Below are 17,206 nucleotides of genomic sequence, written 5' to 3' on the forward strand. Positions count from 1 at the left end.
AATCTTTAAATTAAAAATTATGAAAAAGTACCTTTTACTAGTAGCAGTTTTATGCACATCAATTTCATTTGCCCAAACGATTACGTCAAAACAAGAAGATGCAAGCACGGCGCAATATGAACTTCTAAAAAAAGTAAATCAGTATTATCCTGATATTACATTGAGTAAATCTGTTACTAATTTTTACGCCGACGGAAACATTATCGATTCACAACAAGATTTTGATTTAAGAGGAACTAAATTTTCAAGTTATAAATTAGGCATTGAACCAGACAACAAAAAAGTTAAATTTGATTATGTATCAAATGAAACCGGTCACGTGTACGGTGATGTTACCATATTTAATGGAAATGCACTAAGAACAACTTTTAACGAGAAAACAAACCAGATTGATGTTTCCTTAAACGGAAAATCGGTTTACTTGAAAAAATTGTAATTTTTTTTCAGCCAACAAAAAGCATCACAATATAGTGATGCTTTTTTGGTTTATATTTGATCCTGATTTTCTAATAAAACCGTTTACAATGAAAAAAATTCTTTTTATCGCATTTTTGATCTCTCTAAAATCATTCTCACAAAGCAACAGATTTTCTGGAACTTGGAGCAATGAGAATTGCAAAGACTGTAAAAAAGATTATATTTTCAAAATTACAATTGCTCAGTCAAATTATGCAATTGTCGGCACGGCAGAAATTACGAGTGAACGCAAAGAATTAAATTCTGGGGTTTTGGATGTTACTGGATATGTATATCCAAATAATGACAAAGCACAGATTAAACTGAAAGACAAAGACGGAATTTCATCAAGCGCAGTTTTAATGACAAATCAAAATGTTTTACAATTCACAAAACGCGGTGGCGCTGATTTGGTTCCTAAAGAAGTTATTTTGAATAAATTATACGAATAGCACCTATTTTATGGTGTGTTCTTTTTGACCTATAATTTATATTATGTAAAATAGAAAATTTAAGATTTTACACACTCTTTCATATCGCTATATTTTAATATTCAACCGGTCTTATCATTCTACCTTCTAATTATCTTCCAAAATTCAATCTACGAGAATTCAATAATTGAAAATTTTATTTAAAAATTTTATTTTATAGCATTCTCATAAAATCTCAATTTCAAATTTAATTGGCAGATTGTCTAACTGGCTTAAAAAAATGAAGATTTGGCACATCTATGAGAATCCAATATTTCAGAAAAATTAAAATAAATTCAGTTTTAAGCGATTCTCATAAATTTGATTTTCTTAAGTAGATTTATGAATATTCAGATAAAAAATGATTTTAAGCAATTCTGAGAAATTTGGTTTCTAAAATTTACTTGATGAACCTATTAAATCAATTATTCAGAATCGCATATTTGAAAAATAATAAAATAAATTCCATTTTATTCAATTCTCATAATCGCATTCATTCAAATATTTTAGTGCAAATGATTTGAAGTTTTTTAATCCAAAAAAAACCTTTTAACGCCTTATTATCAGTAATTCTTAACATTTCTTTAAAATATACTAGATTCTCATCAAGATGCTTTCATTGTAAGAGTTTATTTTAGTATTTTTACATTAGATACTTTAAAATTTTATCAAAAACGTATGAATACAGTTGCTGAGCATATTGCTGATTTTTTGAAGGAATACAAACCTTTTGATAATTTAACTTTTCAGGAATTATCGGATATTGCTACCAATATTCGTGTCATTAATTTAGAAAAACATGCGGTCTTATTTCAAAATAATGATCCACTTCATGATAGTTTTTATGTCGTAGCTTCTGGTGTAATCAATCTTACAACAATTGCCGACGCTGAGGAAACTATTATAAACAAATGCCATGAGGGCGATATTTTTGGTTTACGTCCGTTTTTTGCCAAAAATAACTACATGATGACGGCTAAAGCACGCGAAGAAAGCATTATATATGCCATTCCAATCGCTGTTTTTAGACCTTTTGTGGCCAATAATTCAGATGTTTTAAACTTCTTGTTAGAGAGTTTTGCAGTCAATTCACGCCATACAAAAGACAGCGTAAGTTCTAACGGCAAGCTTATTTCTGATGTTGATTATATCGATCAGCAATCTGAAATGCAATACATTCAATCGCTTAACTATAATAATTCGCCGCTAACTACTCAGGCCAGTCATATTGTAAAAGATGTGGCAATTTTGATGACTGAAGCAATGGTTGATAATATTATAATCTGTGAAAAAAATCACCCGATTGGTATTGTAACAAATGCCGATTTGTCTTCTAAAATTGCGACTGGACGTTACCCAATTACGGAAACTATAGACAAAATTATGTCTTCTCCAGTTGTAACTGTTTTAGAAAACGTTTCTTTGGCAGAAGCACAATTATTGATGTTGAAACATAATGTAACTCACCTATGTGTTACAAAAGACGGTACTAGTAAATCTGTTGTAAAAGGAATTATTTCTGAGCACGATCTTATTGTAGCTCAAGCTAGTAACCCAGGAGTTTTAATTAAAGAAATCAAGCGTTCTCAGCTTCCGAAAGATTTAAAACAAATTCGCGATCGCTTGTCTGATTTGATTCAGAATTCAATTCAGAAAAATATTCCGATTTCACATGTCAGCAATATTGCAAGCGAAATCAACCTGGCTATTATCAAACGTGCCGTAGAGCTTTCTATTTTAGATTTGGGCTCCCCTCCTGCACGTTTCGCATGGTTAAGCATTGGTAGTCAAGGGCGTAAGGAACAACTTTTGCTAACAGACCAAGATAGTATTTTGATTTTTGAAGATGTTACTCCTGAAAAATACAGAGAAGTAAAAGATTATTTCTTAAGATTAGCTAAAAGAACTACTTCTATCCTTGAAAAAGTGGGCTACGAATATTGTCCAAATGGACACATGGGAAGCAATATGCTTTGGTGTAAATCATTGAGTGACTGGACAAAACAATATAACAGCTGGATGAATACTCCAGGTGAAAACAGTAATGATTTGAGCAGTATTTTCTTTGACTATGAAATTGTTTTTGGTGAACCGAAAATTGAAGAAGCCATCGAAAATGTGATTTTCAAGAATGCTGTAAATAACACTTTGTTCTTTGATTTCTTAGGAAATGATGCTTTAAAAAGAAATTCACCATTAAGTTTCTTCAAGAAATTCATTATCGAAGAAGAAGGTCCTCATAAAGGGAAATTTGATATTAAAACTCGTGCCTTAATGCCTTTGATAGATGGCGCACGTTTATTAATTTTGAATGCAAATATAAAAGGAATACAAAACACCTATTTAAGATTCAAGCAGTTAGCAATAACAGATTCTAAAAATGCTGAAATTTATTTAAGCTGTGCTGAAGCTTTTCTAACACTTTCTAAATTTAGAACTGTTGAGGGTTTAAAAAATGACGACTCTGGTCAATATATTAATTTAAGAGAAATGTCTAAAACAGATAAAGAGAAATTAAAAAATGCTTTAGCCCCAATGAAAGATCTCGAGGAACTAATTAAGAGTAAATTTCAATTGACACAATTCTCATAAAATATGCTAGACTGGCTTAAAAATATTAATAAAGATTATCCAGAATTCTGGAAGGATTACTTAACAAAATTCGAATCTAGACCAAATAGGTTTGTTGTCTTATCAACAGAAACATCTGGTTTAAATCCGGATAAAGATGTCATATTGTCTCTTGGGGCATTTGCTGTTATTGATGATAGTATTGTTATAAAAGAAAGTTTTGAAACTGTTTTATTACAATATAAATATCTTCAAGACAACGGTCTTTCTAATGAATTTATCATTGAAAGTAAAATGATGAAAATGCCAGAACCTGATGCGTTGGAAGCTTTTGTAAATTTTATTGGAAATTCAATTCTGGTCGGACATCATATTAATTTTGATGTCGAAATGTTGAACGCTGCTCTAGAGCGTTTAGATTGCGGTCGTTTGAAAAATGAAGCATTAGATGTTGATGTAATGTACAGAAAACTGACAGACATCAATGACAAACAGTTTTCTTTAGACGATTTATGCGAAATTTATAAAATCCCTAAAAGTGACCGAAATTCTTCTTCTGAAGATGCTTACAGAATTGGGCTCTTATTTTTAAAACTAAAATCTAGATTAGGAATTAAGTAAAATCTTTGAAATTCCAATCAATATAGTAAACAAGAAAAGCCTCTTAATTATTAAGAGGCTTTTTATTGAATAAAAAACATATTCTATTACTTTTATAGCTTCGAAAGAATCATTTTTTTTCTATTCTGCATAGATTTGTAATCCTATTTTAAATTATAAATTCATGAAAAAGTTATTATTTATACTATCCCTATTTCTTTTTGCTTCAACAATTTTTGCGCAAAATCAAGATCCATCATCAAAACGCATTTTGGGAAACTGGTATTCTAATACAAACCGAAGTGTAAAATGGACTTTCACTCAAGATGGAAAAGCTTATAATTACAACAATGACATAATGAAGGTAATGTATAAATACAGTATTTCACACAGCTGTCAAAATTATTCAGACGATAATAAAGAATTTATAACTTTAAGAGACAAAGACGGTGATGAATACTGTTTTAAAATAAATGGAATAAACGAAAATAATAATGGTATTTTATCACTCATTAACTTAAGCAATATGCAACCTCTTATTTTTGTTAAAGATGTCAATCTAAAAACTGTACAGTAATAAACATTAAAAACGAAAAAGCCTCTTAAGTAATTAAGAGGCTTTTTTTCAGTATTATTTTTAATTAAGAAATTCTTTCTTTCATAATTTGTTCTACAACTTCTGGATTCAATAAAGTTGAAGTATCTCCAAAGTTAGAGAAATCTCCTTCAGCTATTTTACGTAAAATTCTACGCATAATTTTTCCAGAACGAGTTTTTGGCAGACCAGAAACAAACTGAATTTTATCTAGTTTTGCAATCGGTCCAATGTGATCTGCAATATATTGGTTAATCTCTTTAGATAGATTCTCTTTATTTCTAACTTCTCCAGTTTCTTTCAAAATAACATATCCATAAAGTGCATTTCCTTTAATATCATGAGGGAATCCAACAATTGCAGATTCAGCTACAGCTGGATGTTCATTGATTGCATCTTCAATTGGAGCGGTTCCTAGGTTGTGTCCAGAAACAATTACAACATCATCTACTCTACCTGTAATTCTGTAGTAACCAACTTCATCTCTTAAAGCTCCGTCACCTGTAAAGTATTTTCCAGGGAAAGCAGAGAAATAAGTTTCTTTATAACGATCGTGATTACCCCAAATTGTTCTAGCGATTCCAGGCCAAGGAAATTTAATACACAAACTTCCAACTACTTGATTACCTTCAATTTCATTACGTTTTTCATCCATTAAAACAGGTTGAATTCCAGGCAATGGCAATGTAGCGTAAGTAGGTTTTGTAGGCGTAACAAAAGCAATAGGAGAAATCATAATTCCACCTGTTTCTGTCTGCCACCAAGTATCTACAACTGGACATCTCTTATCTCCAACGTGGTCATTAAACCAGTGCCAAGCTTCTTCGTTGATTGGTTCTCCAACAGATCCAATAACTTTAAGCGATTTTAGAGGATATTTTTGAATATAATCTAAACTCTCTTTTGCTAAAGAACGAATTGCCGTCGGTGCTGTATAAAATTGTGTGATTTTATGTTTTTCGATAATATCCCAGAAACGGCTGAAATCTGGATAAGATGGAACTCCTTCAAAAATTACAGTAGTAGCACCATTTAATAACGGGCCATAAAGAATATAAGAATGTCCTGTAATCCATCCGATATCTGCTGTACACCAGAAAATATCATTTTCTTCGTAACTGAAAACATTTTTAAAAGTATAAGCTGTGTACACCATGTAACCAGCGGTAGTATGTACCATTCCTTTTGGCTTTCCTGTAGATCCTGAAGTATATAAGATAAACAATGGATCTTCAGCATCCATAATTTCAGCAACACTGTTATCAAGAGCTGCGTCTAATAATGGCTGTAACCAAATATCGCGGCCTTCTTTCATTTTTACATCAGTATTAGTTCTTTTAGCCACTAAAACTTTTGTTACAGATGGACAAGTCTCTAAAGCTTCATCAACAATTCCTTTTAAATCAATTGTTTTGTTACCTCTATACCCACCATCTGAAGTAATTACCATTTTACATTCGCAGTCAATAATTCTGGCTGAAACTGCAGAAGCAGAAAATCCAGCAAAAACAACTGAATGTATAGCTCCAATTCTTGCACAGGCTAACACAGAAACTGCTAACTCAGGAATCATTGGTAAATAAATACAAACTCTGTCTCCTTTACGAACACCTTGCTCGCGAAGAACGTTTGCCATTTTTGATACTCTTTCGTATAATTCGTTATACGTTATATGTAAAGCTTCTTCAGAAGGATCATTTGGTTCAAAAATAATAGCCGTTTTATCTCCTCTTTTGCTTAAATGTCTGTCGATACAGTTTTTGGTAATGTTAACTTTAGCTTCTGTAAACCATTTTACTTCAGCTTCAGCCATATTAAAATCAACTACTTTTTCCCATTGCTGGTACCATGTGAAGTTTTCTTCTGCTATTTTTCCCCAAAATTTTCTTGGCTCTCTTATTGACTTATTGTAATGCTTGAAATATTGTTCTAAATTTTCAATTTTGTAATAGCTCATCTTTGTTGTTGAATTTTTTTATAAATGTATTAAATCTGAATGTATTCTTAAAACAATTTAATTCATAAATTTTACCAAAAAAAAACATTTCTTTAATAAAATATGACAATTATTTGCATTTGAATTAAAATTTTACTTTTTAAACCAAAATAGAAAGGCAAAAAAGGCATAATAAATAGATATTACGCCTTTTTTAATTTAACAAATTTCAATAACAATTAATCTTGTAAACTGCTTTACAATACTTTTCTCTACTTTGAAAATAGCAGCATCATTATTAATTAAAACAGAAATTTCAACAAGTACATTTTTTCAAATATACCCCAATATAAGGGATTAGCTTCACTTAACTCACTCTCACGGCAGTTAAGTGAATGCAATATGCATCTATATCTATTCTCTTTAATAAGTGCTTACTAATTCAAAATATTACAAATCATTGATACAGTGCAAATCCCGCAAAATCCGATTCTGCGGGAATTCCCAATTTTTTAATTATCCAATTTTCTTCATTGCTGTCATAGATTCTCTCAACCAAGCTCCTACTTCTTCAATAGGATGCTGGCGGATTTCTCTATTTACAGCAATTAATACTGCGTTATCAACGGCATTTGAAGTTGAAAACGGTTTTCCGATGATATTAGTATCTACTTTTTTCATGAATTCAGTCAATAATGGCTTGCATGCATGATCAAACAAATAACATCCGTATTCTGCAGTATCAGAAATTACACGGTTCATTTCAAATAATTTCTTTCTCGCAATTGTATTTGCAATTAATGGTAATTCGTGTAATGACTCATAGTAAGCAGATTCTTCGATGATACCAGCTTCTGTCATAGTTTCGAAAGCCAATTCAACACCAGCTTTTACCATTGCAATCATTAATACTCCATTGTCAAAATATTCTTGCTCAGAAATTGGAGCTTCTTGTGGAGCTGTTTTTTCGAAGTTAGTTTCTCCTGTTGCAGCTCTCCATTTTAATAAGTTAACATCATCATTAGCCCAGTCAATCATCATAGTTCTAGAGAATTCTCCAGAAATGATATCGTCTTGATGTTTTTGGAATAATGGACGCATGATGTCTTTTAATTCTTCAGCTAATTCGTAAGCTTCAATTTTTGAAGGATTGTTTAAACGATCCATCATATTTGTAATACCACCGTGTTTCAAAGCTTCAGTAATAGTTTCCCATCCGTACTGAATTAATTTTGAAGCATAAGCAGCATCAATTCCTTTTTCAATCATTTTATCGAAACATAAAATAGATCCTGTTTGCAACAATCCACAAAGAATAGTTTGCTCACCCATTAAATCTGATTTTACTTCAGCTACGAAAGATGATCTTAGAACCCCTGCTCTGTGACCTCCAGTTGCTACAGCATAAGCTTTTGCTTGATCTAAACCTACTCCGTTTGGATCGTTTTCTGGGTGAACAGCGATAAGTGTTGGAACTCCAAATCCTCTCTTATACTCTTCGCGTACCTCAGAACCAGGACATTTAGGAGCACACATAATTACAGTGATGTCTTTACGAATCTGCATTCCTTCTTCTACAATGTTGAAACCGTGAGAATAAGATAAAGTAGAATCTTTTTTCATTAATGGCATAATAGCAGTTACCACAGCTGTATGTTGTTTATCTGGTGTAAGATTACAAACTAAGTCTGCAGTTGGAATCAATTCTTCATAAGTTCCTACATTGAAACCATTTTCAGTCGCATTTTTATAAGAAGCTCTTTTTTCAGCTATTGCATCTGCACGTAATGCATAAGAAATATCCAAACCAGAATCTCTCATATTTAATCCTTGATTCAAACCTTGTGCTCCACAACCCACAATTACAACTTTTTTTCCAGCTAATGCTGCAATTCCGTCTGCAAATTCTGATTGCTCCATAAATTCGCAAACCCCTAATTGTTCTAATTGTAATCTAAGTGGTAATGTATTGAAATAATTTGCCATTTTTGTTTTAATATTTAATGAAATGAAATTTTATAATTGATTAATTTATAGTTAATAATAATTTTATTTGAACGATTCTAACAAAGTTGAAATTTCCATTTTTTGTTTAGAAACCGAAATTCTTCCCGAACGTACAAACTGCATAATTCCGTATGGTTTGAATTTTGCATATAGTTCTTCAATTTCAGAACGTCTTCCTGATTTCGAAATCACGAAGAAATCACGAGATACCGTTACAATCGTAGCTTGGCTCTCTTTAATGATATTCTGAATTTGTTTCTCATCAAACAACAAACTTGAAGCGATTTTAAATAAGGCATTTTCTAAGAAAATTGTCTCTTCATCTGTATGATAAAATGCTTTTATTACTTCAATTTGTTTTTCAATTTGTCCTACAATATTCTGAACCCATTTCTCTGTAGTATTCACTACAATAATAAATCTAGAAACATTCTCTATTTCTGATTCGGAAACATTTAGACTTAATATGTTAATGTGACGCTTTAAGAATATTCCTGATATTCTATTCAACAATCCCACGTTATTTTCTGAGTATACCGATATGGTAAATGTTTTATCTTCCATGTAATTTTTGTTTAAAGTTTGTTTTGTTTTAGGTTTCCCATTCCAATCTTAACTTGAAACTTTTAACCTTAAACTTGAAACTTCTCTTTCTAGCTTAATCTAATTTCCGAAACACATGCTCCTGTTGGAATCATAGGGAAAACATTGTTTTCCTTTTCTACCATGACTTCTAAGAAGTAAGAATCTTTTGAAGCGAGCATTTCTGCAACTGCTTCGTCTAAATCTTCACGCTGTGTTACTTTTTTAGATTTAATATGGTAGCCTTCTGCAATCGCAACAAAATTCGGATTAATCATTTTTGTTGAAGCATATCGGTTATCAAAGAACAATTCCTGCCATTGACGTACCATTCCTAAAAATTCATTATTTAAAATAACAATCTTCACTGGAACCTGAGTTTGGAAAATCGTACCCAATTCCTGAATTGTCATTTGGAAACCTCCATCACCAATAATCGCAACTACTTCGCGTTCTGGTTTTCCCATCTTTGCTCCAATTGCAGCTGGTAAAGCAAATCCCATTGTTCCTAATCCACCAGAAGTGATATTACTTTTGGTTGAATTGAATTTTGCATAACGGCAGGCAAACATTTGGTGCTGACCTACATCAGTAACAATAATTGCATCACCTTTTGAATGTTTGTTAATCATTTCGACAGTTTCACCCATCGAAATTCCTTTGCCGTTTGTTGGGTTTAATTCTTCTCTAATAACAGAATTAAATTCAACCTCTTTTAATGCTTTGAATTCATTGTGCCATAAATCATGCGATTTAGCATCAATCAATGGTAATAAAGCAGCTAAAGATTCTTTTACATCTCCCAAAACAGCGATTTCTGTTTTAACGTTTTTATCGATTTCCGCTGGATCAATTTCAAAGTGAACTACTTTTGCCTGCTTTGCATAAGTATTTAGATTACCCGTAACACGGTCGTCAAAACGCATTCCGAAAGCGATTAAAACATCGCATTCATTAGTTAATAAGTTTGGTGCATAATTCCCATGCATTCCAAGCATACCAACATTTAATGGATGATCTGTTGGTAAAGCTGACAACCCTAAAATGGTCCATGCCGCAGGAATTCCAGATTTTTCAACCAAAGCTTTGAATTCTGCTTCAGCCTGACCTAAAATAATTCCTTGTCCGAAAACAATAAGCGGTTTTTTAGCACTGTTAATTAAAGCTGCGGCTTCGGCAACTTTATCTAAATTTAATTTTGGAACTGGAGTATAACTTCTGATTCCAGTACATTTTTCATAACTAAATTCAAACTCATCAAACTGAGCATTTTTAGTAATATCTACCAATACTGGACCTGGACGGCCAGAACGAGCAATATAAAAGGCTTTCGCCATAATTTCTGGAATCTGAGAAGCTTCAGTTACTTGGAAATTCCATTTTGTAACTGGTGTTGAAATTCCGATAATATCCGTTTCCTGAAATGCATCAGAACCTAATAAATGTCTTCCAACTTGTCCTGTAATACAAACCATTGGAGTTGAGTCGATTTGCGCATCAGCAATACCTGTAACTAAATTAGTTGCTCCTGGTCCCGAAGTAGCAATTGCCACCCCTACTTTTCCTGTAGCTCTGGCATAACCTTGAGCAGCATGTGTAGCACCTTGTTCGTGACGCACTAAAACGTGGTGTAACTGATCTTGAAATTTATATAATTCATCGTAAACCGGCATTATGGCACCCCCTGGATAACCATAAATCAAGTCTACACCTTCTTCTAACAAACATCTTATAACGGCTTCTGCCCCTGATATTTTCATAGTATATAGTTTTTCAAAAATCAAACTTCAATTTCAATGTCAAAAATCAATTTTAAATTTTAATTGATGTTGAAATTTGCTTTTTGATATTGTTATTTTAAAATTAATTATCGGTTACACAGCCAGTTGAAGCACTGGAAACCGATCTTGCATATTTAAGTAAAACTCCTCTTTGCACTTTTAAAGGCGGCTGAACCCAGCTTGCTTTTCTTGCTGCAAATTCCTCTTCAGATATTTTGAGGTCAATCGTATTTTTCACAGCATCGATAGCGATTATATCTCCATCTTTTACCAGTGCAATACCACCACCATCATAAGCCTCTGGTGTAACGTGTCCTACGACAAAGCCATGCGAACCTCCAGAGAACCTACCGTCTGTAATTAGAGCACAGCTGCTTCCTAATCCAGCACCAATAATCGCAGATGTAGGCTTCAGCATTTCAGGCATCCCTGGACCACCTTTTGGTCCGCAATACCTGATGACGACTACATTACCTGGTTTAATTTTCCCAGCCTGAAGACCTGGAATTACTTCAAATTCACCTTCAAATACTACAGCTGGACCTTCGAAATATTCCCCTTCTTTTCCACTGATTTTTGCAACAGCTCCTTCAGAAGCAAGGTTTCCGTATAATACTTGAATATTCCCCGTTGGTTTTAATGCTTTTTGAATTTCGTGAATTACTTCTTGTCCATCTTGTAGATCTGGAGTAGAAGCTAAGTTTTCAGCAACTGTTTTTCCTGTCACAGTCAAACAGTCACCGTGGATAAGTCCCACTTTTAATAGATATTTCATAACTGAAGGAATACCTCCCACTTCATGAATATCTTCCATCATATATTTACCACTTGGTTTCATATCAGCAAGAACAGGAGTTCTGTCATTAATTGCTTGAAAATCATCCAAAGTGATTGTAATGCCAACTGAATGCGCCATTGCGATTAAGTGCATAACGGCATTTGTAGAACCTCCTAATACTGCTACAATCGTAATAGCATTTTCGAAAGCTTTGCGAGTCATAATGTCTCTTGGCTTGATATCTTTTTCTAATAAAATTCTCATTGCAGCTCCAGCAGCAACACATTCATCTCTTTTTTCCTGACTTAAAGCAGGATTTGAAGAACTATATGGCATACTCATACCTAATGCTTCAATTGCAGAAGACATCGTGTTTGCAGTATACATACCACCACAAGCTCCAGCTCCTGGGCAAGCATTTTGAATAACACCTTTAAAATCTTCTGGAGTAATTTCGCCTTTAACTTTTTTTCCTAAAGCTTCAAAAGCAGAAACGATATTTAAAGATTCTCCTTTCCACTTACCAGAATGAATAGATCCTCCATAAACCATCATTGACGGACGGTTTAATCTACCCATTGCAATTAATGCTCCAGGCATATTTTTATCACAACCAGGAATTGCAATAATACCATCGTACCATTGTGCTCCTGCTACTGTTTCAATAGAATCTGCAATTACATCACGAGAAACTAAAGAATAACGCATTCCTTCTGTTCCGTTTGAAATTCCATCACTAACTCCAATGGTATTAAAAATAAGTCCGACAAGATCTGCATCCCAAACACCTTTTTTAACATCTTTTGCTAAATCATTCAAGTGCATGTTGCAAGTGTTACCATCGTAACCCATACTCACAATACCTACTTGTGCTTTTTTCAAATCTTCTTCAGTTAAACCAATTCCGTACAACATCGCTTGCGCCGCAGGCTGTGTTTGATCTTGAGTGATGGTCTTGCTGTACTTATTTAATTCCATTATAGTTTTATTTTTTTTTAATTTTTTATTCAAAAAAAAACCTTCCAGTATTTGGAAGGTTTGTAATATAGTTTTTCAATTATATTTATAACATTCCCGATGCAGATGTGTGAATCACATTGACAACAACGACAGAAGTAATAATAATTGAGATTTGCATCTTTTCTTTTTTAGTGACACAAAAGTAAATAAACTTAAGGAACTAAAAAAATATAATCTCAACATTTCAAACACTTCTTGTGATTATCTTCACTTTTTAACAAAAAATATTAAACAATTGTAGATTGTCCAATACTAACATTGTCATTATTAAAATATAGCAAATCGTCTTTGCTGAAAATAAAATTTGAAACAAACTCCCCTACTTCATTTGTCCCAAATTTTGAATCTGGTTTTAAATCAACTGTAACTACTTTGTATTCAATTGCTTTTTCTACTGCTTTATAGATTACATTAGCTTCTTTAGTTAATCCAAAATGCTCTAACAAAAGTGCGGCCGCCAAAATAGAAGCAATCGGATTGGCGATATTTTTTCCTTTTGCCTGCGGATATGATCCGTGAATTGGTTCAAACAAAGCATTTTTTTCTCCTAAAGATACCGATGGCAGTAAACCAATAGATCCTGTAATTACACTAGCTTCATCAGATAAAATATCTCCGAACAAATTTTCAGTCAAAATCACATCAAATTGTTTCGGATTCAAAATCAACTGCATTGCCGCATTGTCTACAAATAAAAAATCAAGTTTAACATCTGGATAACTCTCGCTCACTTTCTGAACTACTTTTCTCCACAATCTTGAAGTTTCCAAAACATTTGCTTTATCAACCATTGTTAGCTTTTTGCGACGTTTTTGTGCCGATTTGAAAGCCAAATGTGCAATTCTGGTAATTTCTTCTTCTGTATATTCACATAAATCTGAAGCATGTGTTCCTTCATCATTCAGTGTTTTTGCACCAAAATAAGCACCACCTGTTAATTCTCTGAAAATTGTAAAATCAGCTCCCTCAATAATTTCTCTCTTTAGAGGAGAAGCTTCAATTAACGCTTTGTAAGGTTTAATTGGACGAATGTTAGCAAACAGCCCCAATTCTTTACGAAGCTTTAATAATCCTTGCTCTGGACGAACCTTGGCATTTGGATTGTTATCATATTTTGGATCACCAATAGCGCCAAGCAAAACTGCATCTGTGTTCAAACAAAGATTAAGTGTTTGTTCTGGCAATGGGTTTCCTGTTTTATCAATTGCAACTGCTCCCATGAGCGCATCTTCAAAAACAAATTCATGATTGTAAACTTCAGCAATAGCATATAACGCTTTTTTTGCTTGTAAAATAACCTCAGGTCCAATTCCGTCTCCCGGCAAAACTGCAATTTTCAAATTCATAACGTCTCGTTCTTTATGTATTTAAATCCTAATATTGTTCCTATTTCTTGTTAATTAGCTTCTAATTAATTCTCCTTCAATTTTAGAAGCTTCAATGATTTGATGAATATCAGCATCTACTACTTCTTTTTTGATATCTGCGAATTTCAAAAACTCAATATATACAATGTCTAATTGTGTTTTTGTAAGCTCATAACCTACTTTTTTAGCTCTGTAAGCCAAAGCAGCTCTTCCGCTTCTTGCAGTCAAAATAATTGAGGATTCGTTTACACCCACTTCAAGCGGATCCATGATCTCGTAAGTTGCTCTGTTTTTGATGACACCATCTTGGTGGATTCCAGAACTGTGTGCAAAAGCATTAGCACCTACAATTGCTTTATTTGGCTGTACAATCATTCCCATACTTTCAGAAACTAAACGGCTCATTTCGTTTAATTCTCTAGTATTAATGTTTGTATCTAAATTTAAGTAAGGATGTTGTTTGAAAATCATTACTACTTCTTCAAGTGCAGTATTTCCAGCTCTTTCACCAATACCATTAATAGTACATTCTATTTGTCTCGCTCCATTGATAGCTCCTGCAATTGAGTTAGCAGTTGCCATTCCTAAATCGTTATGACAGTGACATGAAAGGATTACGTTTTCAATTCCTTTTACGTTTTCTTTTAAGTATTTAATTTTTGCACCATACTCTTCTGGAAGGCAATATCCTGTAGTATCAGGAATATTTAATACTGTAGCTCCAGATTTAATAACTTCTTCACAAACTTTAGCTAAAAATGCATTATCTGTTCTACCTGCATCTTCTGCATAGAATTCTACATCTTCTACATAAGATTTAGCGTGAGATACTGCATATTTTGCTCTTGCAATAATATCTTCCGGAGTAGTTTGCAATTTGTGGAGTATATGAGATTCCGAAGTTCCGATTCCAGTATGGATTCTAGGTTTCTTAGCATGCTTTAAAGCAGCTGCAGCAACATCAATATCGTTTTTTACGGCTCTTGTTAGTCCGCAGACGGTTGCATTTTCTACAATTTTACAAATCTCAGAGACCGATAAAAAATCGCCCGGACTTGACACAGGAAAACCTGCTTCGATGATATCAACTCCCATTTTGTCTAGTCGTTCTGCGATAACTAATTTTTGCTTAGTATCTAACTTACATCCTGGAACTTGTTCACCATCTCGCAAAGTGGTGTCAAAAATTTGAACTTTCTCTCTATTCATATTCATTAATTTAATGTAATTTCACATCTTGATAACAAATATATATTGTACTATCGCAGTACGAAATTCGTTTTCATGAAATTATACTGCTCATAAAACGTTTTATATCTAATTAACTAATTTATTTTCAACAAGTTACATTATTATTTTTTACAATGGCTAACCATCAAAAAGATTTCTTATTTGTTTTAATCAAATCACTTTCGAAATCAGAAAAAAGACAGTTTAAAATTTTTGCAAGCCGATTAGAGACGAGTTCAAACACAAAATTTATCGAATTATTCAATATTCTCGATAAATCTGAAGTTTATGATGAAAAACTCATTCTAAAAAGTGGTGTCATTCAGAAAGTACAGTTATCAAACTTAAAATCATACTTATACAAGCAAATTTTGGTTAGTATAAGATTGAATATTCCCAGCCAGAATATTCGTTACCAACTTCGCGAACAGATGGATTTTGCTGTTATTCTTTATAACAAAGGATTATACAAACAGAGTTTGAAAATTTTAGACAAAACCAAACAACAGGCGCTTGAAAATGATGAAAAATATATGGCGTATGAAATTGTTGAGTTTGAAAAGTTAATCGAATCCCAATATATTACCAGAAGTATTCAGGGACGTGCTGACGAATTGGTGGTTCAGGCCAAAGAATTAAACTATCGAAATACGATTTCCAGTAAATTATCAAATTTATCGCTTCAGTTATATGGAATCATGTTAAAGACCGGCTATGTAAAAAGTGATGCCGAATACAAATATATAGACGATTATTTCAACAGACATATTGCAAAACTGGATGAAAGTAAATTTGGTTTCCGCGAAAAATATTGGTTTTACAATGCTAATTTATGGCGAAGTTTTCTAGTGCAGGATTTCTTGGCTAGTTATAAATATGCTTATAAATGGGTACAATTATTCTATGATAATCCGAACATGATTTATTTGAATCCTGTATTCTTTTTAAAAGGAAATCATTATTTCTTAGAATCCCTTTATATGCTAAAATATAAATCTAATTTCAAGAAATACCTTAATCTTCTGGAAGAAACGATTGCAGATCCTAAATTTCCAACAAATGACAATCTTGCATCACTATCTTTCCTATATGTCTACAACAACAAATTAAATCTGCATATTTTAGCAGGTACTTTCGCGGAAAGCGAATATTTAATTCCAGAGATTTTAAGTAAGCTTAAGATTCATAGTGAACATCTTGATGAGCATCACGAAATGGTGTTCTTCTATAAAATTGCTTCTATTTATTTTGGTATCGAAAAATACAACGAATGCATCAATTATTTAGATAAAATTATTAATAACAAGAACTTAACAATGCGTGAAGATTTAATGTGTTTTGCGAGATTGTTATCTTTAATTGCACATTATGAACTTGGAAAAGATTATTACTTAGAGAATCATCTGAAAAGCACCTACAAATTCTTACTGAAAATGAATGATTTACATGAAGTCCAGAAAGAAATCATCAAATTCCTTAGAAATTTAAACAACTTTTATCCTACCGACATTAAGAAAGAATTCAAAAAAATGCACGCTCGTTTTGTTGAGCTTGAAAAGAATACTTACGAAAAAAGAGCTTTCTTATATTTAGATATCATTTCGTGGCTGGAAAGCAAAATTGAAAACCGAAAAATCGCTGATATTATTAAGGAAAAAGCGAAGCTGAACAACCGATAGGTTTAAATTCCAATTTTTTTAAAATTCCAAATTCCAATAAAAAAGGTTTAAAAACTATTGTTTTTAAACCTTTTTGAATTTCTCCTTTCAGTCGAAATGACAAACTATGTAAAAAAAATTAAACAACAATTTCT

Annotated in this window: 13 protein-coding genes; 6 read left to right on the forward strand and 7 right to left on the reverse strand. The window is 32.6% G+C overall.

Annotated features, from left to right (window positions below):
- Positions 1-19 precede the first annotated feature (19 nt).
- From GSY47_RS24265 to GSY47_RS24285, 5 genes are all read left to right on the forward strand, one after another.
- Complete coding sequence (locus tag GSY47_RS24265; protein ID WP_179004480.1) at positions 20-436, forward strand: hypothetical protein; 417 nt, start codon at positions 20-22, stop codon at positions 434-436.
- 88 nt (positions 437-524) lie between these two features.
- Complete coding sequence (locus GSY47_RS24270) at positions 525-908, forward strand: hypothetical protein (protein ID WP_179004482.1); 384 nt, start codon at positions 525-527, stop codon at positions 906-908.
- 696 nt (positions 909-1,604) lie between these two features.
- A complete protein-coding gene (locus tag GSY47_RS24275) occupies positions 1,605-3,518 on the forward strand; it encodes a DUF294 nucleotidyltransferase-like domain-containing protein (protein ID WP_179004510.1) in 1,914 nt (637 codons plus the stop codon).
- Positions 3,519-3,521: 3 nt separating this feature from the next.
- Positions 3,522-4,118, forward strand: coding sequence for a 3'-5' exonuclease (locus GSY47_RS24280; RefSeq protein ID WP_091497795.1), 597 nt, complete (start codon positions 3,522-3,524; stop codon positions 4,116-4,118).
- 163 nt (positions 4,119-4,281) lie between these two features.
- A complete protein-coding gene (locus tag GSY47_RS24285) occupies positions 4,282-4,674 on the forward strand; it encodes a hypothetical protein (protein ID WP_179004512.1) in 393 nt (130 codons plus the stop codon).
- Between the two features lie 64 nt (positions 4,675-4,738).
- On the opposite strand, the gene acs is transcribed toward GSY47_RS24285, so the two are convergent.
- The 7 genes from acs to GSY47_RS24320 all read right to left on the reverse strand — a co-directional run bounded on the left by acs (position 4,739) and on the right by GSY47_RS24320 (position 15,372).
- Positions 4,739-6,649, reverse strand: coding sequence for an acetate--CoA ligase (acs, locus tag GSY47_RS24290; RefSeq protein WP_179004514.1), 1,911 nt, complete (start codon positions 6,647-6,649; stop codon positions 4,739-4,741).
- A 495-nt stretch (positions 6,650-7,144) separates the two neighbouring features.
- Positions 7,145-8,614, reverse strand: coding sequence for a ketol-acid reductoisomerase (gene ilvC / locus GSY47_RS24295; RefSeq protein ID WP_179004516.1), 1,470 nt, complete (start codon positions 8,612-8,614; stop codon positions 7,145-7,147).
- 63 nt (positions 8,615-8,677) lie between these two features.
- A complete protein-coding gene (gene ilvN, locus GSY47_RS24300) occupies positions 8,678-9,199 on the reverse strand; it encodes an acetolactate synthase small subunit (RefSeq protein WP_179004518.1) in 522 nt (173 codons plus the stop codon).
- Positions 9,200-9,288: 89 nt separating this feature from the next.
- Positions 9,289-10,977 (reverse strand): biosynthetic-type acetolactate synthase large subunit, encoded by a 1,689-nt coding sequence (gene ilvB, locus GSY47_RS24305; protein ID WP_179004520.1) that lies wholly within the window; start codon positions 10,975-10,977, stop codon positions 9,289-9,291.
- 103 nt (positions 10,978-11,080) lie between these two features.
- The gene (gene ilvD, locus GSY47_RS24310) at positions 11,081-12,754 is read right to left on the reverse strand and encodes a dihydroxy-acid dehydratase (protein WP_179004522.1); all 1,674 of its coding nucleotides are present in this window, start codon (positions 12,752-12,754) and stop codon (positions 11,081-11,083) included.
- Between the two features lie 269 nt (positions 12,755-13,023).
- Positions 13,024-14,142 carry a 3-isopropylmalate dehydrogenase gene (gene leuB, locus GSY47_RS24315; protein WP_179004524.1) on the reverse strand — a complete coding sequence of 373 codons (1,119 nt, stop codon included), beginning with the start codon at positions 14,140-14,142 and terminating at the stop codon, positions 13,024-13,026.
- Positions 14,143-14,196: 54 nt separating this feature from the next.
- Complete coding sequence (locus GSY47_RS24320; RefSeq protein WP_179004526.1) at positions 14,197-15,372, reverse strand: 2-isopropylmalate synthase; 1,176 nt, start codon at positions 15,370-15,372, stop codon at positions 14,197-14,199.
- 155 nt (positions 15,373-15,527) lie between these two features.
- Between GSY47_RS24320 and GSY47_RS24325 the strand changes: the two genes are divergently transcribed.
- Positions 15,528-17,072: a hypothetical protein gene (locus GSY47_RS24325; protein ID WP_179004528.1), complete on the forward strand. Its 1,545-nt coding sequence runs from the start codon at positions 15,528-15,530 to the stop codon at positions 17,070-17,072.
- The last annotated feature ends 134 nt before the right edge of the window (positions 17,073-17,206 follow it).

This window comes from Flavobacterium quisquiliarum, assembly GCF_019308285.1.
GTDB lineage: Bacteria > Bacteroidota > Bacteroidia > Flavobacteriales > Flavobacteriaceae > Flavobacterium > Flavobacterium quisquiliarum.